Below are 21,868 nucleotides of genomic sequence, written 5' to 3' on the forward strand. Positions count from 1 at the left end.
TACCCTTACATTTATACCTTTTGGATTACTGGAACTGCACCTGAATACTTGATTATATATCAGTCTTTCCCAGAAAACGATCCATAGCACCAGCGTTGTTGAATACACGCTCCCGGACACCTTTTTTATTGGCATACATACCAATAAATACAATAAGAAGACCCATTTCCGGATTAAAAGTTGTGAACAGGATTCCAAGTAGTACAATGGACGAAGCAAGAATACCTTTCATTGCCCCTTTACGGTAAGAATCAAGTTTGGTCCTTTTATAGATTCGGATATCCCTCAATGTTAGATAAAGAACAGCTACGTAAGCAAAAATTGCAAGATAGATATAATACATGATTTACAGGACCATTGGTTTATTACTTTATACGGTTGCCATGGTTCCTGATATTATATCAGAGTTCCGTTAGGCATAAGCAAAAAATCAAAATAAATGATATATTCAATTGAGCCTGTAAATATAACTGCATTTGAATAAAAACACTTATGGAGACTAAATGGAAAACTCTGGAAGGGAAAGGATAACACTGCACATTGATATGGACAGTTTTTATTCATCAGTTGAAGTGAGAGAAAAGCCGGAAATTCGAGGATTACCTGTTGTTGTAGGTTCTGATCCAAAAGGTGGTAGTGGAAGAGGAGTTGCCAGCACCTGCTCTTATGAAGCAAGAAAATTTGGTATACATTCTGGAATGGCAATTTCAAAAGCCTACAAACTATGCCCGGATGCAGTTTATCTCAGAGTTAACATGAAGCTCTACAAAGAAGTATCGGCAGAAATTATGCAGACACTTCGCATTTTTGCAGACAAATTCCAGCAGGTGAGTGTTGATGAAGCATACCTTGACATTGGAGAATCTATTTCGGACTATGAATCTGCAACATTGCTTGCAAAGAAGATTAAAAGTGAGATCCAGAGACTTCACGGACTCACATGTTCCATAGGCGTGGCACCAAATAAAGTGATTGCAAAAATTGCGTCGGATTTTAACAAACCCAATGGCTTGACAGTTGTAAGGCCTGAGGACATACAGGATTTCCTATTCCCAATGCATGTATCCAAAATCCCGGGAATCGGTAAGAAGACACAGCCAATACTGCAAGAATTGGGAATTGAAACCGTAGGACAGCTTGCCACCTGTGATGTGCAGTTGCTTATAGCACGCTTTGGAAAATTCGGGGTTGTAATGCACCAGCTTGCAAACGGTATTGACACACGGGAAGTTAAAGAGCGTGAAGAAGTAAAATCCGTAAGCACTGAAGACACATTCGATGAAGACATCTCCGACCCCGGGAGAATTGAACAGGTTTTCAAAGAACTGACAGAGAAAGTCCACGCTTCAATGATGAAAAAGCGATTCCGATACAGGACTGTAACAATCAAGGTTCGTTACGAGGATTTCAGGACATACACCCGTGCAAGAACCCTGAATGCTGCAACCACTGATAAAGAGGTCATCACAAAGAATGCGCTGATACTTATGGAAGAGTTCATGGGAAAAGGCAGATTCAGGTTACTTGGAGTAGGAGTCACGAAGCTTGAGAAGATTGATGAAAGACAGACTTTTTTGAGTGATTTTTATTGATAAACAAATTAGAGATATTGATTATATGATAATCATAATGATTATGATATACAGGTCATTCGAATAATTATATATGAAAGAAAAATCAACATGTGAATAAGCTGGAATAAGGGGGACAAAACAAACCTATTCTGAGCTAAAAAGTGATCCAATAGATATTGGGTGGTGCGATATATGAAATGCAAAATAATTACATTACTTGTAGTGCTGGCTTTATTCACAGGAATGGCAAGTGCTTATGAAACAAATGACCTAAGCTCAAATGGACCAGAGCCAATGATAAAACTGGCTGCTGCATCAGGAGAATCAACTGTAAATAATGGAGACGGAACCTTCACATACACTCAGACAGTGGACGATAGCAGTACAGCTCCTCATTACACTGCACCTGCCAGTGGAGGATTTGACATATACAGCTGGTGGGATGAAGACTATGGCTGGACACACACATTAGATTCAGCAATATATAATGATCCAAATCTTACAATCAATTCCGTACAGCTTGTCATAAGTGCATATGATGTCGATGCGGAAACATACCATGGCCTTGATGGAGAATACGATCATGTTACTGCAGATGGTGTAGACATGAACCCGGTATATCTCCAGGGAACAAATGGTCAATGGGCAACCACAACATTCGATGTAAATCCTACCTTATTGACAGATGATGGAGAACTTGACATCTGGATTGACATCGACATTTACCACAATTATGATGAGTGGGCAACCACACTTGAATACAGTAAGCTTATTGTAACATACAGTCTGGATGGTTCCAACCATGTGCCATACGAGCCTGTTGTTGAGAAATGCCCTGCATACTGTGTAGATACAAATGATGACCTTACTGTTACTGTAACCGGTCCAGACCCTGCAGACCCAGATGAAGATGCTGTTACATACAAGTACAGATGGTATGTGGATGTAGGAACCGGCGGATACCTTGATGATGAATTCGCACTTGGAATCGACCACACAGGATGCACAGTACCTGCTGCAGACACAAGTGCCGGACAGAAATGGATGGTACAGGTCACTCCTGTAGATGTTCATGGTGCACAGGGCCCAATGGTCGAAGTGGAATTTGAGACAATTGTAAGAGAATGTGGCGAAGAGGAAATTCCAGAGTTCCCAACACTTGTACTTCCAGTAGCTGCAATTCTTGGTCTTGCACTGGTAATCCAGAGACGCAAGAATGAGTAAGTGAAAACTTACTCTGCTTTTTTTTATTTTTTAATACGATTTCTTTTTCATTTAAGATAACCTGTTACTTGCAAAGATACCAGTAAATGGCTGATATTGTAATTCTGCAATGAAAAAATCATTAATAGTGATAAATAATACATTATTTATCTTTTTTTTAGTAAATAAGGATTTAAAATTAATATTAATTTGATTAATAATGATTTATGATATTAAAACTAAATAAAACTTGTAATCATAGGTTATTTATCCTTAAACTCCAGTATAGCCTTTGAATACACTGTAATATGTGTTCCAAAAATTAGAGGGCTATACCTAATGAAAGAAAGACCTAAAGAATACCAGAACAAGGAAAAACAAAAATCAAGGACATTGGGACCTGTACCACATCTGGAAGAGCATGTGAACCCTGATTGGTGGAAGAAAATATTTAATTCACTCTACCTGAAAACCGATGCAGACATAGTAGAGGATGCAAGCATCACCAGACAGGAAATAGATACTTTTTCATCAATACTTAAACTGACACCTGATGGCCATGTACTCGACCTGTGCTGTGGCCAGGGAAGACATACACTGGAACTTGCAAGAAGAGGCATAAAGAACCTCGATGGCCTGGACAGGTCACATTACCTCATCCAGAGGGCGAAGAACACTGCAAAAAAGGAAAGTCTTGGTGTCAAGTTCAAGGAAGGGGACGCAAGGAAAACACCATACACAACTGACACATTCGATGTTGTGATGGTCCTTGGAAATAGTTTTGGTTATTTTGAAACGTCTGATGAAGACCTGAGAGTCTTAAAAGAAGTAAAAAGGATACTCAAACCCTGGGGAAAGGTGCTGCTTGATGTAGCTGATGGTTCATACCTTAAGGAAAAGTACCAGCCACGTTCATGGGAATGGATTGATAAGCACAACTTTGTATGCAGGGAGAGATCCATATCAACCGATGGTCAGAAACTCATATCCAGGGAAGTCATTGTCAACGATACATCAGGAGTTATAGCAGACCAGTTCTATGCTGAACGCCTCTATACAACTGAAACGCTGAAAGAACTGCTGAAAAAAGCAGATTTCACGGACATTGAGATAGTTGATTCCATTAATTCACAGACACTGAGAAACCAGGATCTTGGAATGATGGAAAGGCGCATTATTGTGACTGCCACGGTCAGGAAAGAATGGACTCCCAAGAGAAAAAAGGCGAAGGAAGCAAAGAAGAATGTAGTCGTTGTTTTTGGAGACCCGAGAAAAAACGATTCACTGAAACCTTGCGGTGTCTTTGATGATGATGACATGTACACCATTGACCAGCTTAAAGGCGGACTCCATGGGCTTGAAAATTATTCTTTCAAATATCTGGATAACCACGATACACTTGTCACAGACCTTGCAAAGATAAAATCTAAAACAGATTTCATTTTCAATCTTTGTGACGAGGGATATGATAACGATCCTAAAAAAGAGCTGCATGTGCCTGCAATACTTGAAATGTTTAACATTCCTTACACTGGATCAGGACCGCAGTGCCTTGCATTCTGCTATGATAAAGCACTTGTGAGGGGGATTGCAAAGGATCTTGGTGTTCCGGTTCCTGAAGGTATTGTTGTTAAAGGAGAGGACACCCTGTTCGAGCTGCCCATGGATTTCCCGGTAATCGTAAAACCTAACTTTGGTGACTCCAGTTTCGGACTGAACCAGCACAGCGTTTGTAACAGCCGCGATGAAGTTGTCAGGGCTATTTATGACATCAGGGAAGGACTTGGTTACGACAAACCGATACTTGTGGAAGAATTCCTCTCCGGAAAAGACCTCAGTATAGGAATCATAGGCAACCCACCTGAGAACTATACCGTACTGCCGCTTACACAGGAAGATTACTCTGACTTACCTGAAGAACTTCCAAAACTCTGCGGATACGAAGCAAAGTGGATACCAGACTCACCTTACTGGAAAATTAAATCCTCACCTGCTGATCTTCCAAAAGAGACTGAAGAACTCATTATCGAGTGCAGCCTGAAACTCATAACTAGGCTGGAGTGCAGGGATTACACCCGCCTTGACTGGAGACTTGATGCAAAAGGCAACCCAAAACTCCTTGAAGTCAACCCCAACCCCGGCTGGTGCTGGGACGGACACCTTGCAAAAATGGCAAAGATAGCTGATATCTCGTACAGCGATATGATAGCCATGATACTCAAGAGCGCGGATGAGAGGATATCTGGGCAGAAACAGGGATAAACTGCAATTCAAAATTATTTTTAATGGAACAGATCATATGACATTTGATTTTGTTCCATGACTTATTTCGTTAGTTCTAAATAGACTGAGGCTTCATGTATTAGATGGGAGTTATTATTTGCCTTTATCTTACAGGCAAATAAAATCACATTGAATCGATTATTGCCAGTTAGTGAATACTGGATATGGAGAGTGGATATATGTTTTCAAAAGTACCTATAGACCTCAGTAACATAAAAAAAGAAAATATTGACAAAGAGATACTAAGAGCCGCACTCATGGCCGAACTTGATGCCATCAACCTCTATGAACAAATGGCAGGTATGACTGACAATAAAGAAGTCAGTGATGTACTTCTTGATGTTGCAAAGGAAGAGAAAACGCACATTGGAGAGTTCCAGACACTTCTACTTCAGATAGATCAGCAGCAGGTTGATGAGCTGGAAGCTGGAAAGAAAGAAGTTAAAGAAGAACTGGGCAAATAAAGGGTGATGAAATGGTATTTTCAGAAGTTCCCATTGAACTTAAAAATATCAGTGAAGATGACATTGATAAAGAGTTAATGAGAGTTGCCATTATGGCTGAGTTTGATGCCATTAATATGTACGAACAGATGGCAAATCTCACCGAAAATGAAGACCTTAAGACAATATTACTCGATATAGCTAAAGAAGAAAAAGTTCATGCAGCCATGTTCCAGACAGTCCTCATGGAAGTTGACCATGAATATCTAAAGGTAATGGCAAGTTATTCACTGGCAAAAGATTGAGTTCTGTGTCTTATATGCAGAACACTTCTTTAGAAGCTTGTAAGCAGCAGTAGCATTCCCACAATCACCGGCTGATGCACCAGATAGATCAACAGCGACTTTTTCCCCAGATACTCAAGCAATCTCACGCCAGCATTCCCCTCGCAATCACACATCCTGAAACTTCGTTTGTAATCAGGATACAGACTGTTCCCTGTATAGATTCCCAGAAGGACAAGTCCAAACCAGGGTATCAGCGGGAAGTAATCAAGAGTATAAAAACCATGAGGTTTCAGACCTATCCATAAAAGCCATGGATAATCAACATAAGCAGCGTCCATTGGGATTCCTGCAAAGAGCAGTATAAGACCTGCAATCAGGTTGAACTCTCTGTGTTTGAGGAATGGATAGGAAATGATAATCGAAACTCCTATAAGATGAAGAATTCCAAAGTAAATCGTGCCGCTTTCAAGGAATGTTGCAGTTACCAGCGTAATCACAAGACCCCAGCCGAAGATTCCGGCACCTCTTTTGAGATTGTGGATGAATATCTCTTTTCCAGATTTGCAGCGGGATGCTCTTGAGTAACTTAAAGTGAGTGAAACACCCACAAGAAAAATGAACAGGATAGCTGCGCTTCTTCCTATAACTACAAGAAGACCCGAATGCATGTCAAATTCAGAGATGCTGAAAAAATCAAGATCAAAAAAGAAATGATAGATAACCATCAGAACGATTGCGACTGCACGCAGAGCATCAACTTCAAAGAATCGTTCTTTTGGATTTACATCCATTGCTTACCTCAAAGAAGATTTACTTTTTCTTCTTTTTCTTATCTTTGTTTTCCTTAAAAACAGAACCAAGATGGAGAGCATATGCACCATCTTCTTTGAAGGCCATTACAATCTCCTTGCGATCAAGCAGGGAATCGAGGTTCAGTTCGTAAGAGCCGGGACCAAGGATACGCACGGATTCAACCCTTTCGCCTTCCTCTTCAGTGACACTGGATTCTTCCTTCTCAACACCAAGGATATCATCAATCTCACGGATTATTTCTCCTGAAGACTGTTCTCCTTTTGTTTCAGGAGAAGTCTCATCAATGACATGTTCCTCTCCGGCTTCCTGAGCTTCAGAACCTTCCGGAGATTGCTGCTCAAGCTCTTCATCCTTGACATAAAGGAACTTATTCCAGCCACAATTAGGGCATCCGCTAAGTATTACTGAAGCGCCGTCTACAAAGATAGATTCACATCTTGTACACTTATGAGGCATGGTCCACCGAATTAAATAAGCATCATGATATATTAAAACACTTGCGATAAGCCACTTACAGATAGCTGAGACTTACTCATCCAGATATTTCCCGATAAGAGGATCAAGTCTTCTCTTTGTTTCATGAGGTATCATGGACGGAACGGTTGTTATCGCACCCATCAGAGCATCCTTACACATACAATGCTGTTCAAGACTCAATTTATCAAGAGTTGACACGATTATATCTTTAACAGCAGCCTCGTTCTTCATTGCATTCTCAATGACAGTTTCGATGGTAACATCTTCCTCATACCAAACATCATAATCTGTAACAGTAGCAATCATGGAGTAGCATATTTCAGCTTCACGTGCAAGTTTTGCCTCAGGAATTGCAGTCATTCCGATAATATCAAAGCCAAGTGACTGGTAGACTCTTGACTCTGCACGAGTTGAGAACTGCGGACCTTCCATGCAAACGTAAGTTCCGCCTTCTTTGACGCTGTATCCTTTTGAATTGGCAACATCAACTATGGTCTTTGAAGTCTCAGGACAGAATGGATCTGCAAATCCCATGTGAACCACAATGCCGTCCTCAAAGAAAGTTGATGGCCTGGATTTTGTACGGTCATATATCTGATTGGGGATAACAATATCCAGTGGTTTGAGTTCTTCTTTCAGACTTCCCACAGCAGATGCAGCGATTATGCGCTTTACACCAAGTTTTTTAAGAGCAAAGATATTGGCTCTTGAATTCAGCTCTGATGGAGATATCCTGTGCCCAATGCCATGTCTTGGAAGGAAACACACACCTACATCACCATGATTACCAACTGTTATTGAATCAGAAGGTTTTCCAAAAGGTGTGTCAATATCAACATCCCGTACGTTGTCAAGCAGATTGGCATCATAAATGCCACTTCCACCTATAATTGCGATATCAGCGTTAGCTTTAGCTTTTTCCTGCATTCTATCACTCGTTTTATTCAGCAAGTTTCCAGTACTGTTTTCCATCCTCATTCACAGAGCATACAACGCCTCTGCGATGCATCTCTTCAAGAATCTCAGGAAGCCTTCCGGGTTGTGCAATCTCAAATGCAAATGAATCAAGTGAGTGATACATGTAAAGACCGTGCCTTATGGAAGCAACATCCCAGAGTTCCTTATCCTCTTTTGTCATGAGGGTTGAGATGAGATCGGTCATGTCCTCAATAAAATTCCATGGGAAAACAACCCATGCCCATTCTTCAAGACGTTCTCCTACAAAATCAGGGTTATATTCGGAGGAATCCAGATATTGGAGAGCTGCAGTCCTGACTTCTGTGGGGTTCTGTTCATTTACATATTCAAAGGAGCGCATGAGACTCTTACCAGTGTCTGCAATGTCATCTACAATCAGGATTTTCTTCCCTGCAACAGCTTTGTCGGCAAGAGGGTATTTTATCTGTGGCTCATCACCTGCAAGTGCAGTTCCAAGGTAGTGTTCAATCTTAAGACTTGTGAGGTCATCAAGACCAAGAAAATCACATAATACACGACCTGCAAACCATCCGCCTCTTGCAAGGGCAACTATCATATCTGGTTCGTAACCTGAAGCTTTCACTTCGTTTGCAACTTCTCTGCACAGGTCATAAATGTAATCCCAGTTTGTAACAACACATTTGAATTTGTCAGGTAAGGCCATATTATCTCTCCAATTAATAAAATTAAGATGAAACACTATATTTAGACAGCTAAGAGATATAATTTACCTATTATCAAACACATAATTAATCATGTAATCCTGCTATAAAAACAAAGTCACACGCAAACTATATGAACTATGAAATAGTTGATGGGGGAGTACCCTTCCAGAATAAACATCAATCTCCGAAGCGGGGTGGGGTAGCCAGGAGATCCCGACGGGCTCATAACCCGTAGACCGATAGTTCGAATCTATCCCCCGCTACTTTTCTAACATCATTTTGATTTAAACATCAATTAGTGTGTTAGAGCCTTGTTCTGGAAATATACATATATAGTATGCAGACATAGAAGGATTTGCTTTACAAGTTAAACTTCAATCCCCGAAGCGGGGTGGGGTAGCCAGGAGATCCCGACGGGCTCATAACCCGTAGACCGATAGTTCGAATCTATCCCCCGCTACTTTTCTAACACCATTTTGGTTTAAATATCGTCCAGAAAGCTGAGTTGTAACTTTTTTATACCATTTAATCATTCGAGTAATTTCAGGATATCAAAATGGAACTATCAGTTCTTATTTTCAGACTTGCAGCAACAACCGGGAAAGTTGATATTGCAGCCATTTTGATAGCGTAATGTCATACAACGAAAGATTTGTAAATCTAAAAATAGATGATTTTCACAACAGAATTAAATATGAACTCCCCATTTATTAGAGCAAAAAGAGAGAACTGAAAAAGGAAGATCCTTAAATGGTAATGGATAAACTCGGGAATTCCCTGCAGGATGCCCTTAAGAAAATAGTAAAATCTGGACGTATTGACGAACGTACCGTAAACGAGGTCGTCAAAGATATCCAGAGGGCTTTGCTTCAGTCAGACGTTAATGTCAAGCTTGTAATGCAGATGTCAAAGCACATCAAAGAGCGTGCACTGAAAGAAGAAGTACCCTCAGGAATGAGTCCCAGAGAACACGTAATTAGAATCGTTTACCAGGAACTCATCAATATCATCGGCAAGAGTACCGACATTCCCCTCAAACCACAGACTATCATGATGATCGGTCTGCAGGGTAGCGGTAAAACTACCACAACATCAAAACTTGCACGCTACTTCCAGAGGAAAGGACTTAAACCCGGTGTAGTTTGTGCTGACACGTTCAGGCCAGGTGCATATCAGCAGCTTAAGACTCTCTGTACTAAACTTAATGTTGCATTCTACGGAGAAGAAGGGAATCCGGACGCAGTAGGAATCGTTGAAAGAGGTCTTAAAGAACTCGAGAAAAACGATATCCTCATTGTGGATACTGCCGGACGTCACTCACTTGAAAGTGACCTCATCACTGAGATGGAAGAAATACATGCTGTGGCAAAACCTGATTACAAGCTCTTGGTACTTGACGGTGCAATCGGCCAGCAGGCGAGCGAACAGGCACGTGCATTCAATGAGTCCATCGGAATATCCGGTGTTGTAATCTCAAAACTTGACGGTACCGCAAAAGGTGGTGGAGCACTCTCCGCCGTATCTGAAACGAACTCATCCATCGCATTCATTGGTATTGGTGAAACACCTGATGACCTTGAAAGGTTTGAAGCTGACAGGTTCATCTCAAGACTTCTCGGAATGGGTGATATCAAGAGTCTTATTGAAAAGGCTGAGGAAGCTCTTGGTGAAGAAGACTTTGACATGGAATCAATGCTCCGTGGAAAGTTCACCCTGAAAGATATGTACAAACAGCTTGAAAGTCTCAACAAGATGGGACCAATGAAGCAAATTATGCAGATGCTGCCTCTTGGAGGAATGGGTGCCAAGATACCGGAAGATGCATATCAGGTAACGGGTGACAAACTCGGACGTTACAGAGTCCTTATGGATTCAATGACAGAAGAGGAAATGCTCAATCCAAGGATCATCGGCAGTGCCCGTATTAAGAGGATTGCCAGAGGTTCAGGCTGTGCTCCTGAAGATGTCAGAGAGCTTTTGAAATATCATAAGATGATGCAAACTGCCATGAAAGGATTCCGTGGCGGAAAGTTCAATATGCAAAAAATGATGAAGAAAATGGGAATGTGAGAGCAATAGTTCTCACATCAATTGATTTTTTGACTTAATAAGTTCTTAAGTCCTGAATAAAAGATTTGTTTTATTAAATAATTCTTACATAGAGAATGTAAAAACTAATAGTTCTCACATACCTCAAAGAAGTTCATTAACAACTGTTCTCCTTTTTCTGTGTGAGCAACTTCCGGATGCCACTGGACCCCAAATATTGGCCTGTCTTCATGCCGCATTGCCTCGCATTCACAAATGTTAGACCTTGCAAGCTGGATGAAGCCTTCAGGCATTCTTACAACTTCATCTGCATGTGAAGCCCATACTGATGTCTTGGGACCAAGTCCTTTCAGAAGATCATCTTCTTCAACGATCTCAACTTCTATATCTGCATAGCCCCCGGAGTTTCCAGAGGCAACTTCTCCACCGAATGTCTTTGCTATAACCTGGTGTCCAAGACAGATTCCAAGGATTGGAAGGTCAATGCTTTCCACGTATTCGGAACAAATTCCTGCACGCTCCATTGTGGGACCACCACTGAGTATCAGCCCATCTGGCTCCTCATCGAGGATTTCTTCAACTGGTGTTGTGTTGGCTACTATCTTTGTTTCCATGTCCAGATCCCTTACTGAACGGTGGATAAGGTGGCAGAACTGCCCGTAATTGTTGATAACAAGGATTTTTAACTCTCTCATATTAGTTCCCTGATTTAGTTTGTGTTAATATTAAGTCGTTAGATTAGAGATAGAGAAGATCTCCAGATATGATCAGCGTAGAATTATTATTAATTCCAGTATTAATATTGGCGTTATAGTAATTAACCATATAAGAGAGTTTCATAGCAAAAAAGAACGTATGAAACCTCTACAACCTTTTAAATAAGAAACTGTGCAGGCATATTTAAACAGTATTTGCTTTAAAATATATTGAACTCATGAATAATGTTAAGTAAAATTAAAAGTAAATTAAGTAAGGGAGAGGAAGTTTCAAATAAATCCTTTACATGAAATTCTCATTATTGCTTGGCAATAACCCAGGACGAGGTTCTGAAATTGGAAACAAAATTCACAGGAATATACGGTTTCGATGAGATACTGGGCGGTGGAATAACTGCCCCATCCACAATACTCATAGCAGGTAATACAGGCAGCGGAAGAACCATACTTGGAGTCCAGAGCTTGTGTGAAGCAGCACGTAACGGTGAAAAGGTACTTTACATCTGCATCACGACACAATCAGAGAATTCCATAAGAGAATCACTATCTGAGTATTCATTTTATGAGGAAGCCCTGAATGTACACATATTTAATGTCAGCTCCGTTGAAAGAGATCCTCTTACAATGCTGGTAGAACTTGGAAACATAGTGAACTCCATCAAACCTGACAGGATACTCATTGACCCCATAACACCTATTGGATTTGGTTTCCCGGAAGCTGAAAGGAGGAGATTTATCTACTCACTTAATTCAGCCATAGTCGAGTGGAATGCTGTTGTTTACCTTACAGGAACCATGTCAAAATCTGATGTTTGCAGATCAGTTATCAGCGATGTGGCAGATGGTATTGTTCATCTGTCCCAGGAGATCCAGAGAAGAGGCAGCAAACGGATGATAACAATAATCAAGATGAATCGTCCCAATTATATTGATGGTGAGCATAGTTTCAGCATAAATTCCAATGGGGTTACTATTTATCCAAGAATTACCGCACCAGTTGTTGAAGAAACAGCACAGATTAACAGAATCAGTGCAGGCATTCCTAAGTTTGATGAATTGAGCAGAGGCGGCCTTTTTGAATTATCAGCTACATTGATAGCCGGAAATACCGGAACAGGGAAAACACTGTTTGGGCTAAATTTTATTGTTGAGGGTGCCAAAAACGGTGAACCCGGAATAATCAGTACTTTTGAGGACAGCCCGGCCGAACTTAGGCGCTATGCAGCAAGTCTTGGGCTTGAACTTGAAGAACTGGAAAAACAGGGATTAATACGAATAATTTACACGCCACCTTCTGAGATTAATGCATGCAGACACACAATCGAACTTCGCAACTACATTCAGGAAATGGGAGCAAAAAGAGTTCTACTGGATGATATTTCAGGCTTTGATTATGTTTTCGATACCCAGATCGCAAAAAGAGAACATATTGCCAACCTGATACGGCTCTTCAAAAATATGAGTGTTACATCCATGTTTATTAGCGGAAACATGGCTGCTGGAAGCAATATACTTCAGACAGAGATACCTGTATCATCACTTGCAGATGTGCTGATACTTCTCAAGCACATGGATATTGGCAAAGAAATCAGAAAAACCATGTCCATTCTGAAAATGCATGGCAGTGACCATGAGAAGCACCTTATAAGCTACGACATAAGTTCTGAAGGAGTCATCATCGGCGAATTCCTGAAAGATATCTGATCTTTGAAATCTGAGCTTTATTTTTAATTCGTTTCAGCCCGTCATACAAAAACTTTTATATACTAAACCATGCTACTATGTCACACACTAACATGCAACTAAACAAATACATTAATGTACTTAACAGTACATCAATGTATATTCAATATAACTCAATCTTATAGAAGGCGAAAGCAAATGTCAGAAATTGGTAAAAAGATCCGTATCGAAAGAATCATGCACAGAGACAGCAGAAACATCGTGATAATCCCAATGGACCACGGAATATCTGATGGCCCAATAAAAGGACTCATTGATGTTGCTGACACCATCAACAAGGTAGCAGAAGGCGGTGCAGATGCAGTTCTCATGCAGAAAGGCATAGTAAACCACGGCCACAGAGGATACGGACATGATGTGGGACTCATAGTTCACATGAGCGCATCCACAATCCTTGGACCAGATCCTAATAACAAGGTTCAGGTATGCTCTGTTGAAGAAGTCATGAAAATGGGAGCAGATGCAGTTTCCATCCACGTGAACGTAGGTTCCGAAACAGAAGCAGACCAGCTCCAGAAACTTGGAAGCGTGGCTGAGGAGTGCAACTACTGGGGAATGCCTCTTCTTGCAATGATGTACCCACGTGGAAAAGAAATCATCAACCCGCATGACCCTGAACTTATAGCACACGTTGCCAGAGTTGGCGCAGAACTTGGTGCAGATGTTGTAAAAACATTATACACCGGCAACCCGGATACATTCAAAGACGTAGTGCAGGGTTGTCCAGTACCAATAGTGATTGCAGGAGGACCAAAGACAAATACCGATGAAGAATTCCTCCAGATGATCGAAGGTGCTATGGAAGGTGGTGCAAGGGGTGTTGCAATAGGAAGGAACGTATTCCAGCACGAGAACCCTACAAAAATTACAAAAGCCATTACAGAGATAGTGCACTACAAAAAGTCAGTTGAAGAAGCACTGGAAATGCTGAAATAAGCTGAGATTGTTTCCTGTGCTTGCGGACGTGCTCATTATGAATAATAAGATAATCTGGATTAAAGCCGATGAAGGCAACTGGGATGAACGCAAGGCTGTAATTACCACCGGAATGGAATCCGGCGTAGATGCAATTATGGTTGATGCTGCTGATGTTGAGAAGGTAAAAGAGCTTGGAAATGTGAAAGTAGCAGCTTTCTCCTCAAACCCTGTTGAAGGTGCGGAAATTGTTGTAGTGGGAAAAGGTGGAGAAGGAGACGGAACAAAACCATTACCACCAGACTATGCTGGATCTCTTGACATTACAACAGCTCTTCGCCTGAAAGAAAAAGGACTCAAGGTTGCAGGATATGTAATCATTCGCAACAAGGACTACGAGAACTTTGCAGCTGAAATGGGAAGTGTATGTGATTATCTTGTAACTATAGGCACAGACTGGCAGGTTATTCCACTGGAGAACCTTATTGCAGGACTTCAGAAGGAGAATGTAATGCTTCTCTCGGGCGTCCAGAATTCAGAGCAAGCAAAACTTGCATTCGAGACAATGGAACACGGAACCGACGGTGTAATGCTTGACACAAAGGACCTGAGTACCATCAAGAAAACAGCGGAAGTTGCAGAAACAGCCGGTGTCAAGAACCTTGCAATCCAGACTGCTGTTGTCACAAGAGTTGAGGCAATCGGTATGGGTGACAGGGTTTGTGTTGACACATGCAATCTCATGGTAAGAGGAGAGGGAATGCTTGTGGGTTCACAGGCAAACGGAATGTTCCTCGTGCACTCTGAATCCGAGGAAAGTCCATACGTTGCTTCACGTCCATTCAGAGTCAACGCAGGTGCAGTTCACGCTTATATTAAGGTAGGAGAGAAAACACGCTACCTTTCAGAGCTTAAAGCAGGTGATCAGGTCACAATAGTAGATGGTGACGGTAAGCAGAGAACAGGCGTTGTCGGTCGGGTCAAGATAGAGAGAAGACCACTTATTCTTGTTGAAGCAGACCTAAATGGAAAGATAATCAAGAACATTCTGCAGAATGCAGAGACCATCAAACTCGTCACAAAGGACAAAGAACCAATAGCTGTTACAGATGTCAAGGTAGGCGATGAAATACTTGTTCACTCAGAAGATATTGGTCGTCACTTCGGAATGAAGATCGAAGAGACCATTATCGAGAAATAAGCAAGAATAAGAGAAATTCAGGAGCGATTCAATGGTAAAGATAGGAAACTTTGACCTTGATGAAAAGCCCGCTATCGTTTCAGTGATAGACGATGACCCGGCTGAAAATGCAAAGGCTGCAAACTGGCTGGGTGCAAATGTTCTTGAGCTGAGACTTGATCTTCTCAATTTTTCAGACCTTGAAGAAGCTAAGAAGACTATTGAAAGAATAAAAGTGAACACCAACCTTCCATGTATTGCAACCAACCGATTACAAACTGATGGCGGCAAATGGGAAGGTTCGGAAGATGACAGAATTAAATTATTAGTTGACATCATGCCTTTTGTAGAAGCTGTAGATATTGAGCTTAGTGCTGATGAAGACCAGCGCAATAAAGTCATTGCAGCAGCAAAAGCAGCAGGAGTAACAGTAATTGTTTCCGCTCATGATTTTGATGGAACTCCTTCTGTTGAGATCATGAAGAAGATACTTAATCATGCACATGAAGCCGGTGCTGATATTGCAAAACTTGCAGTCATGTCACACTCTACACAGGATGTGCTGAACGTACTCCAGGCAACTGCTGACATGAAAAAACCAGTGTGCACCATTGCAATGGGAGAGATCGGCAAACACAGCCGTATTGTAGCTCCATGTTACGGTTCAAGACTCACATACGGAGCAATAGCACAGGCTGTTGCACCCGGACAGATAAAGATACACGAACTTAAATCAGCCCTGGAGATTCTCTTTTGAACACGGTTTTTGGTGTATTTGGTGACCCGATAGCACATTCCAAATCACCCGACATGCATAATGCAGCTTTCAGGGAACTTGGCATGAACTGCACATACCATGCTTTCAGGGTCAGCCCTGAGAATCTGAAGGATGCGCTTCTTGGAGCTAAAGCCATGGGTTTTGGCGGAGTGAACCTTACTGTTCCACTGAAACAGGAAGCATTGGAGATAGTCGATGCTGACCCGCTGGCAGAAGGAATTGGTGCTGTGAACACCGTTGACTTCAAGGATGGAATGATCGGCTACAATACCGACGGACTTGGTGCTAAACGCAGTCTTGAGGAAAAAGGAGTGAAGATAAAGGGTTCCAATGTACTGATAGTAGGTGCAGGCGGAGCTTCAAGAGCTATCGCATTCCAATTTGCAAAGGACGGAGCGGACATCACCATAGCAAACAGAACCGAGGAAAAGGCTATCGAGCTTGCAGCCGGTGTGTCAGGAGTTGGTAATGCAAGAGGCTGTGGACTTGAGAATTTGAAGCAACTTATCGCAGATAGTGATATTCTGATCAATTGCACCACCCTCGGAATGCATCCAAAGACCGAGGGAACAATAGCAACAGCAGATGACATGCACTCTGATCTAACTGTATTTGATATAGTGTACAACCCTCTGGAAACCACCCTCTTAAAAGAGGCAAAGAAAGCCGGTGCTAAAGCAGTCACCGGTGAGATGATGCTAGTCTACCAGGGTGCAGAGGCATTCAAGATATGGACTGGCGTTGAGCCACCAATTGAAGTTATGAAGAAAGCGGTACTGGAGGGCTTTTAAGTTTGAAAGTCCTTATCATAGGCGGTACCGGTGAAATGGGACAGTGGTTCACTCCTTTTTTTAAGAACCACGGTTACGAAGTTGTTGTCTGGGGCAGCAGTGGGAAAGTTGAAGTTGCTGAGCGAATGGAGGTTGAGTTTGCCAGTGACCTTGATGCTGAAATAAGCACCAGTGACATTGTTATCGTAACAGTACCCATCAATATTACCGAGAAGGTCATCAGTGAAACTGCACCTAAAATGAAGAGTGGAAGCCTGCTTATGGATTTCACGTCACTTAAGGTCGGACCCACTGAAGCCATGAAGAAGTACGCTCCCGAAAATGTGGAGATACTCGGTACTCACCCTATGTTCGGACCATCCATTCCAAGTCTGCACGGACAGATTTTCATTCTAACCCCTATCAATGGAAGATGTGATAAGTGGTTCCCCGTTATGCGCTCACTTTTTGAAGACAACGGCGCACACATCGAAGTAATCACTCCCGCAGAGCATGACAGATTCGTTTCCGTTGTGCAGGGACTTACTCACTTCGCTTACATCACCATCGGCACAACCTTTGATGCCCTTGATTTCAGCGTGAATGAATCAAGAAGATTCATGAGTCCGGTCTATGACATAATGCTTGATTTCGTTGGCAGGATACTTGGACAAAACCCATACCTCTACGCATACATCCAGATGGAGAACCCGGAAGTTCTCAAAGTGCACGATGCTTTCATGAATCAATGCAGCGATATGTCATCAATCGTCAGAAAAAAGGATGTGGAAGCCTTTACTGCAAAAATGAAGGATGCAGCAGTACATTTTGGAGATACTGCATCTGCACTCCGCAGGTCTGACAAGCTCATAAACTCAAAAATCGCTGAATTTGACAGGCTGCTTGATTCCATTGGACAGGAAATTGGTGTCAGGCACATCTACTCAGGTATAGTGCACACAGGAATCGTCAAGAAAGTAAGTCCAAGAGACGTTGTTCTTGAATGTGGCAGCAGAATGGTTCCTCTGAAAATAGAGAACATTCGTCTGTTAGACGAAGAGGAACTGCATGAGTGGAAGCTCGAAAACCTCGAACATCATTTAAGAGATATATCGGTACTGATTCCTGAGGAAGCCGATGCTGATGTGATAATGGAACTTGTTTCCTGTAATGATGATATCGTTTCAATTGAGATAATTGACAGGTATGAGGGTGTTGAGGGAACTAAGCGGCTGAGTGTTACATTCCGTGTTATGATTATGGGTGATGTTGAGGCTGAGAAGGTTCATCAGGAAGTGGAGAGGCAGCTGATGGGGATTGGTTGTGCTGTTCGCGGGTAAAAAACAATATACCACTTGGTCTTTTTAAAATTATAGAATCTAATTTTAATAGACATATTCACAAGAGATACATTTAGAACATTGTTAATTCAATTTAATAAAACATTAATAGTTCTAACTTCTATTTTCATATGTGATTTAATGAGTGAAGTTAATCCGTTTACTAAAGAAATGTTAGAATGGATTTTTGAAAAAGCCAACGAAGAAGACAATAAAGTCTTAAGAAGAGAAAGCTCCACTCTTGATTTTAAAGAAAATTTTAATTTTAATTCCATAGTAGAATATGGAAAATTTGGTGCATCTTTTGCAAATCGAAAAGGTGGTTACTTAGTATTTGGAATCAAAGATAAACCACATTTATTATTAGGAATGCAGAATGATCAATTTTTGAATTTAAATATTGAAAAAGCCACAACCTTATTCAATGAACATTTCGCCCCATCACTAAAATGGGATTCATACGTACATGAAATTGATGGGAAAAAATATGGACTACTTTACTTTTTTGAAGAATCTAATAAACCAATTATATGTACTAAAAATAATAATCATGGGAAATTTTCAGAAGGAGATATATACTACAGATATTCAGGGCAATCTCGGAAAATAAGGCATTATGAGTTAAATGAAATTATTCAAAATAAAATAAAACAGGAAAAAGAAGAGTGGTTAAATTTTTTAAAAAATGCAATGCAATTTAAACCAGATTCTGCCTTAATACTAGATTTACAATCAGGAACCCTTGACGCGAAAAACCACTCAATATTAATTGATGAAAATATCGTAGACAAATTAAAATTTATAAAAGAAGGAGAATTCACTGAAAAGGAGGGAGCTCCAACATTAAAATTGATAGGAAACATAACAGATACCGTTCAAACACACGGTGCAAAAATTATTGAAAGAAGAGTACCAGAGCCTATTGCAATTACAACAGAACAATTAATAGAAGCATTTCTCAATCAAAGTTGTGAAAAACCAACAGAGTACCTTAAACAATTCTGTTATGAATCTGCTTATCATTTACCCATATGGTATTTCATTTTATGCAGTCGAATGAGTATAGATGAAATGGAAACATTTTGGAGCACTTTAAATGATGTTAAAAATGCAACACGAAAAAAGCTTTTAGATAGACTTAATGATGATAATATCGATACTTATAAAGTTGGTACTCTAATTGATATTGAAGATGAAGTGAAGATATCAGATGTTCAAACATTTGATAATTTTGTAAAAGAAACAAGATTGAAATTAGGCTTATCAAATAGCAGAGACACAACAATTGAGCGTAGCTTATTTTATAAAATAATAATGGAAAACAAAGAAAAAAGTATTTTAGAAGAAATCATTGAACCAAAAGCACGCCCATTATCAGAAGCAATATCACACATTCCTGAAGAAGTTATTATTGAAAAAAAGGAATGGATATTAGAAATTCTTAGTATAATTCACGCTATTCCTTCGAAAAATTTTGTGTATGGATTCCGTAGATCTCTTTGCAGTGTAGATATCAAACTATCTAAATCACAAGTTGAATGATAATAGGTTTGCTACTCTACTATCATATCCATATTTTGCAAATAATAATTAAAAAAGAATAATTAGACCTTACTCACAAGGTCTTCCAGTGCAGCCTTCGGGTCAGCAGCCTTCACAATCCCTGATGCCAGCAGAACGCCAACTGAACCAAGTTCAAGAGCTGCGGCAAGGTCTTCGCCTTTTGAGATGCCTGCTCCGCAGAGAACCTGTACTGCAGGGTTGATCCTCTTTACTGCATCAACTGAACCAGTGACTACTCCAGGGTCTGCTTTTGATACAGGGATGCCGGAGCCGATAAGCTCTGGGGGTTCAACTGCAACATAATCAGGACCGAGTGCTGCGGCGGCGGCTGATGTTGCAACGTTGTTGGTGCAGACTATTGTTTTGAGAGCTGCGTTTCTTGCAGTTGTGATGGATGCATCGATGTTTGCAAGGGTAAGACGGCATTCGGAGTGGTTGATAAGGGTTCCAACTGCGCCTGCATCTTTGATAGACTGGACGAATGCATGTCCTGTAAAGCTGCCTGCTCCGACCGGGTCAAGACTCTGTGCGTAGACCGGCAGGTCAACCTGTGATGCTACACGATAGATGTCACAGAACTGTGGTGCAACACCAATCTCAATTCCGCTGTCATCTGCAACTTCTTTACATGCCTGTGCAACCTTTACGGCGCCTTCGCCTGTACCCTCAAGGTATGTTTTGAGGTTCAGGACAATTAGTGTAGAACTCAAATTCAATCTCTCCAATATGATTATATGAATATCAGTATGCGTATCTCGTACGCAGCAATATAGATGTAACTCCAACTATAAATATAATCTTAGAAAAAACGCAGAAGAAGCAAAAAGTGAGACTGAAAGTTTAGAAAAAAGAAGACAAGAGTGTGGAAATTCCACACGCTTAGAAGTCAGTCATTACTCTGAACTGGTCGATTTCAGGGTTGTTGAGACCTTCAATGAATTTCTCTGCGACCTGCCTTACATCCTTTGCATTGGTGATTGCTCTTCCGACTACAAGGACATCTGCGCCTGCCTTAAGTGCCTGTGGCATTGTGTTGATACGTACACCACCAGCAACTGCCACCAGGATCTTTGGTGAGAGTGCCTTGATAGCATCGATGTTACCCCATGCATGCTCTGTTTCCTCAATGTCGATTCCACGGTGGAGTTCTACTACATCTGGAAGTACATCGAGCTGCTTGAGTACTGCTACAGGGTCGTCACAGTTGAGTGTGTCCATGATAGCATAGATACCGGTCTTGTGAGCTTCCTCAATTGCCTTGTTCATGGTTGCGATTGGTGCAAGTGCGGAGACGACAATTGCGTCTGCTGTTGCGTCTGCTACCATACGTGCCTCGAGGTTTCCTGTGTCCAGAGTCTTAAGGTCAGCTACGATAAATGCATCTGGGCGGATTTCCCTGAGCTTGGTGATTACGTCAACACCATAGCGCTTGATAAGAGGTGTACCTGCTTCAAGGATGACGTGGTCACTCTTAGGAATCTGCTTAACAATGTTCTGGATAACAGGAAGGTTTGGATTGTCAAGTGCAACCTGAAGGTATGGTGGGTTCCAGAGTCTGGATACCTTGAATCCCATGATTGCGTGTCCCATTCTGTCCTTCTCCTTGAGTACTGTGTCGATGTCCGGGAAGCCATCTACTGCGCGCTTAACTGCCAACTTTGTAGCTCCGTAGTTGTATCTGTAGATTCTGTTGTAGTCCTTTGCTTCAGGGTGGATGAAAACACTTGCAACTACTACAAGATCCTCAATGTCAAGGTCACCGAATGTTCCCTCTTCAAGAGCATCTGCAACAGCCTTTGCAACAGCTGCCTGTGCAGGACCGAAGATCTGAGCTGCCTGGCCCATATTCTTTACAGTTACTTTAGGTACGATAAGTGTTGCAGGTTTGGTTGGAAGGTTTGGACGGACAACTGAAAGCAGAGGTGTGTGACCTGCTGAAAGCTGTGTTAAACCATTTGCGAATGCCTGACCAACAGGACCGTCTTTGTTTCCGATCATGAGGTCTACGTGTGCGAGTTCTGGTTCCTCGCCGATTAATGCTTCTCCGATTAATAACATGATTCTCACTCAACTGTATGTGTATTTTAACTT

The 21,868-nt window shown here is 41.3% G+C and carries 21 protein-coding genes and 2 tRNA genes; 15 read left to right on the plus strand and 8 right to left on the minus strand.

Features of this window, described 5'->3' with window-relative positions:
- Positions 1–52: 52 nt before the first annotated feature.
- On the minus strand, positions 53–232 hold the full coding sequence (locus V7O61_RS13115; protein ID WP_407347410.1) for a hypothetical protein: 180 nt from the start codon (positions 230–232) through the stop codon (positions 53–55).
- Between the two features lie 271 nt (positions 233–503).
- On the opposite strand from V7O61_RS13115, the gene dinB reads away from it, so the two are divergent.
- The 5 genes from dinB to V7O61_RS13140 all read left to right on the plus strand — a co-directional run bounded on the left by dinB (position 504) and on the right by V7O61_RS13140 (position 5,808).
- Positions 504–1,592 carry a DNA polymerase IV gene (gene dinB, locus V7O61_RS13120; protein ID WP_407283349.1) on the plus strand — a complete coding sequence of 363 codons (1,089 nt, stop codon included), beginning with the start codon at positions 504–506 and terminating at the stop codon, positions 1,590–1,592.
- A 174-nt stretch (positions 1,593–1,766) separates the two neighbouring features.
- The gene (locus tag V7O61_RS13125; RefSeq protein ID WP_407283348.1) at positions 1,767–2,798 is read left to right on the plus strand and encodes a PEF-CTERM sorting domain-containing protein; all 1,032 of its coding nucleotides are present in this window, start codon (positions 1,767–1,769) and stop codon (positions 2,796–2,798) included.
- Between the two features lie 318 nt (positions 2,799–3,116).
- Positions 3,117–5,039 (plus strand): methyltransferase domain-containing protein, encoded by a 1,923-nt coding sequence (locus tag V7O61_RS13130; RefSeq protein ID WP_407283347.1) that lies wholly within the window; start codon positions 3,117–3,119, stop codon positions 5,037–5,039.
- Between the two features lie 200 nt (positions 5,040–5,239).
- Positions 5,240–5,524 carry a ferritin family protein gene (locus tag V7O61_RS13135; RefSeq protein ID WP_023845520.1) on the plus strand — a complete coding sequence of 95 codons (285 nt, stop codon included), beginning with the start codon at positions 5,240–5,242 and terminating at the stop codon, positions 5,522–5,524.
- Between the two features lie 11 nt (positions 5,525–5,535).
- Positions 5,536–5,808 carry a ferritin family protein gene (locus tag V7O61_RS13140; RefSeq protein WP_023845519.1) on the plus strand — a complete coding sequence of 91 codons (273 nt, stop codon included), beginning with the start codon at positions 5,536–5,538 and terminating at the stop codon, positions 5,806–5,808.
- A gap of 29 nt (positions 5,809–5,837) precedes the next feature.
- Here the strand turns inward: V7O61_RS13140 and V7O61_RS13145 are convergent, their stop codons facing one another.
- From V7O61_RS13145 to V7O61_RS13160, 4 genes are all read right to left on the minus strand, one after another.
- Entirely contained in the window at positions 5,838–6,581 is a 744-nt protein-coding gene (locus V7O61_RS13145; RefSeq protein WP_407283346.1) for a heparan-alpha-glucosaminide N-acetyltransferase, read from the minus strand.
- 19 nt (positions 6,582–6,600) lie between these two features.
- Positions 6,601–7,059, minus strand: coding sequence for a Zn-ribbon domain-containing protein (locus tag V7O61_RS13150; protein WP_407283345.1), 459 nt, complete (start codon positions 7,057–7,059; stop codon positions 6,601–6,603).
- Between the two features lie 72 nt (positions 7,060–7,131).
- Positions 7,132–8,052 carry an S-methyl-5'-thioadenosine phosphorylase gene (gene mtnP / locus V7O61_RS13155; protein ID WP_407283344.1) on the minus strand — a complete coding sequence of 307 codons (921 nt, stop codon included), beginning with the start codon at positions 8,050–8,052 and terminating at the stop codon, positions 7,132–7,134.
- Entirely contained in the window at positions 8,021–8,722 is a 702-nt protein-coding gene (locus V7O61_RS13160) for a phosphoribosyltransferase (RefSeq protein WP_407283343.1), read from the minus strand. Before V7O61_RS13160 ends, mtnP begins: the two co-directional genes overlap by 32 nt.
- A 189-nt stretch (positions 8,723–8,911) precedes the next feature.
- On the opposite strand from V7O61_RS13160, the gene V7O61_RS13165 reads away from it, so the two are divergent.
- The 3 genes from V7O61_RS13165 (at position 8,912) to V7O61_RS13175 (ending at position 10,793) form a co-directional block, all read left to right on the plus strand.
- Positions 8,912–8,986: transfer RNA gene (locus V7O61_RS13165), tRNA-Met, on the plus strand.
- Between the two features lie 122 nt (positions 8,987–9,108).
- Positions 9,109–9,183 (plus strand) — tRNA-Met (locus V7O61_RS13170).
- A 290-nt stretch (positions 9,184–9,473) separates the two neighbouring features.
- A complete protein-coding gene (locus V7O61_RS13175; RefSeq protein ID WP_023845514.1) occupies positions 9,474–10,793 on the plus strand; it encodes a signal recognition particle protein Srp54 in 1,320 nt (439 codons plus the stop codon).
- A gap of 104 nt (positions 10,794–10,897) precedes the next feature.
- Here V7O61_RS13175 and V7O61_RS13180 read toward each other — a convergent pair whose 3' ends face one another.
- Complete coding sequence (locus tag V7O61_RS13180; RefSeq protein ID WP_407283342.1) at positions 10,898–11,467, minus strand: GMP synthase subunit A; 570 nt, start codon at positions 11,465–11,467, stop codon at positions 10,898–10,900.
- A 327-nt stretch (positions 11,468–11,794) separates the two neighbouring features.
- Between V7O61_RS13180 and V7O61_RS13185 the strand changes: the two genes are divergently transcribed.
- The 7 genes from V7O61_RS13185 (at position 11,795) to V7O61_RS13215 (ending at position 19,756) form a co-directional block, all read left to right on the plus strand.
- Entirely contained in the window at positions 11,795–13,192 is a 1,398-nt protein-coding gene (locus V7O61_RS13185) for an RAD55 family ATPase (protein ID WP_407283341.1), read from the plus strand.
- A 177-nt stretch (positions 13,193–13,369) separates the two neighbouring features.
- Positions 13,370–14,167: a 2-amino-3,7-dideoxy-D-threo-hept-6-ulosonate synthase gene (locus tag V7O61_RS13190; protein ID WP_023845511.1), complete on the plus strand. Its 798-nt coding sequence runs from the start codon at positions 13,370–13,372 to the stop codon at positions 14,165–14,167.
- Between the two features lie 37 nt (positions 14,168–14,204).
- Positions 14,205–15,347: a 3-dehydroquinate synthase II gene (locus V7O61_RS13195; RefSeq protein WP_407283340.1), complete on the plus strand. Its 1,143-nt coding sequence runs from the start codon at positions 14,205–14,207 to the stop codon at positions 15,345–15,347.
- Between the two features lie 31 nt (positions 15,348–15,378).
- Positions 15,379–16,083 carry a type I 3-dehydroquinate dehydratase gene (gene aroD, locus V7O61_RS13200; RefSeq protein ID WP_407283339.1) on the plus strand — a complete coding sequence of 235 codons (705 nt, stop codon included), beginning with the start codon at positions 15,379–15,381 and terminating at the stop codon, positions 16,081–16,083.
- Complete coding sequence (gene aroE / locus V7O61_RS13205; RefSeq protein WP_407283338.1) at positions 16,080–16,895, plus strand: shikimate dehydrogenase; 816 nt, start codon at positions 16,080–16,082, stop codon at positions 16,893–16,895. Before aroD ends, aroE begins: the two co-directional genes overlap by 4 nt.
- A 2-nt stretch (positions 16,896–16,897) precedes the next feature.
- Positions 16,898–18,214: a prephenate dehydrogenase gene (locus V7O61_RS13210; protein WP_407283337.1), complete on the plus strand. Its 1,317-nt coding sequence runs from the start codon at positions 16,898–16,900 to the stop codon at positions 18,212–18,214.
- A 141-nt stretch (positions 18,215–18,355) separates the two neighbouring features.
- The gene (locus tag V7O61_RS13215) at positions 18,356–19,756 is read left to right on the plus strand and encodes an ATP-binding protein (protein WP_407283336.1); all 1,401 of its coding nucleotides are present in this window, start codon (positions 18,356–18,358) and stop codon (positions 19,754–19,756) included.
- A gap of 62 nt (positions 19,757–19,818) precedes the next feature.
- On the opposite strand, the gene tpiA is transcribed toward V7O61_RS13215, so the two are convergent.
- Positions 19,819–20,487: a triose-phosphate isomerase gene (gene tpiA, locus V7O61_RS13220; protein ID WP_154809629.1), complete on the minus strand. Its 669-nt coding sequence runs from the start codon at positions 20,485–20,487 to the stop codon at positions 19,819–19,821.
- A gap of 169 nt (positions 20,488–20,656) precedes the next feature.
- Entirely contained in the window at positions 20,657–21,835 is a 1,179-nt protein-coding gene (locus V7O61_RS13225; RefSeq protein ID WP_023845504.1) for a bifunctional 5,6,7,8-tetrahydromethanopterin hydro-lyase/3-hexulose-6-phosphate synthase, read from the minus strand.
- Between the last annotated feature and the right edge of the window lie 33 nt (positions 21,836–21,868).

Origin of the sequence: Methanolobus sp. WCC1, assembly GCF_045690315.1 — an archaeon.
GTDB lineage: Archaea > Halobacteriota > Methanosarcinia > Methanosarcinales > Methanosarcinaceae > Methanolobus > Methanolobus tindarius.

Coding starts and splice junctions, on each gene's coding strand:
- V7O61_RS13215 (WP_407283336.1), top strand. CDS start 18,356: ATGAGTGAAGTTAATCCGTTTACTAAAGAAATGTTAGAATGGATTTTT.
- V7O61_RS13175 (WP_023845514.1), top strand. CDS start 9,474: ATGGTAATGGATAAACTCGGGAATTCCCTGCAGGATGCCCTTAAGAAA.
- V7O61_RS13145 (WP_407283346.1), bottom strand. CDS start 6,581: ATGGATGTAAATCCAAAAGAACGATTCTTTGAAGTTGATGCTCTGCGT.
- mtnP (WP_407283344.1), bottom strand. CDS start 8,052: ATGGAAAACAGTACTGGAAACTTGCTGAATAAAACGAGTGATAGAATG.
- V7O61_RS13135 (WP_023845520.1), top strand. CDS start 5,240: ATGTTTTCAAAAGTACCTATAGACCTCAGTAACATAAAAAAAGAAAAT.
- V7O61_RS13225 (WP_023845504.1), bottom strand. CDS start 21,835: ATGTTATTAATCGGAGAAGCATTAATCGGCGAGGAACCAGAACTCGCA.
- dinB (WP_407283349.1), top strand. CDS start 504: ATGGAAAACTCTGGAAGGGAAAGGATAACACTGCACATTGATATGGAC.
- V7O61_RS13130 (WP_407283347.1), top strand. CDS start 3,117: ATGAAAGAAAGACCTAAAGAATACCAGAACAAGGAAAAACAAAAATCA.
- V7O61_RS13195 (WP_407283340.1), top strand. CDS start 14,205: ATGAATAATAAGATAATCTGGATTAAAGCCGATGAAGGCAACTGGGAT.
- V7O61_RS13180 (WP_407283342.1), bottom strand. CDS start 11,467: ATGAGAGAGTTAAAAATCCTTGTTATCAACAATTACGGGCAGTTCTGC.
- V7O61_RS13150 (WP_407283345.1), bottom strand. CDS start 7,059: ATGCCTCATAAGTGTACAAGATGTGAATCTATCTTTGTAGACGGCGCT.
- V7O61_RS13140 (WP_023845519.1), top strand. CDS start 5,536: ATGGTATTTTCAGAAGTTCCCATTGAACTTAAAAATATCAGTGAAGAT.
- V7O61_RS13160 (WP_407283343.1), bottom strand. CDS start 8,722: ATGGCCTTACCTGACAAATTCAAATGTGTTGTTACAAACTGGGATTAC.
- V7O61_RS13115 (WP_407347410.1), bottom strand. CDS start 232: ATGAAAGGTATTCTTGCTTCGTCCATTGTACTACTTGGAATCCTGTTC.
- V7O61_RS13125 (WP_407283348.1), top strand. CDS start 1,767: ATGAAATGCAAAATAATTACATTACTTGTAGTGCTGGCTTTATTCACA.
- V7O61_RS13190 (WP_023845511.1), top strand. CDS start 13,370: ATGTCAGAAATTGGTAAAAAGATCCGTATCGAAAGAATCATGCACAGA.
- aroD (WP_407283339.1), top strand. CDS start 15,379: ATGGTAAAGATAGGAAACTTTGACCTTGATGAAAAGCCCGCTATCGTT.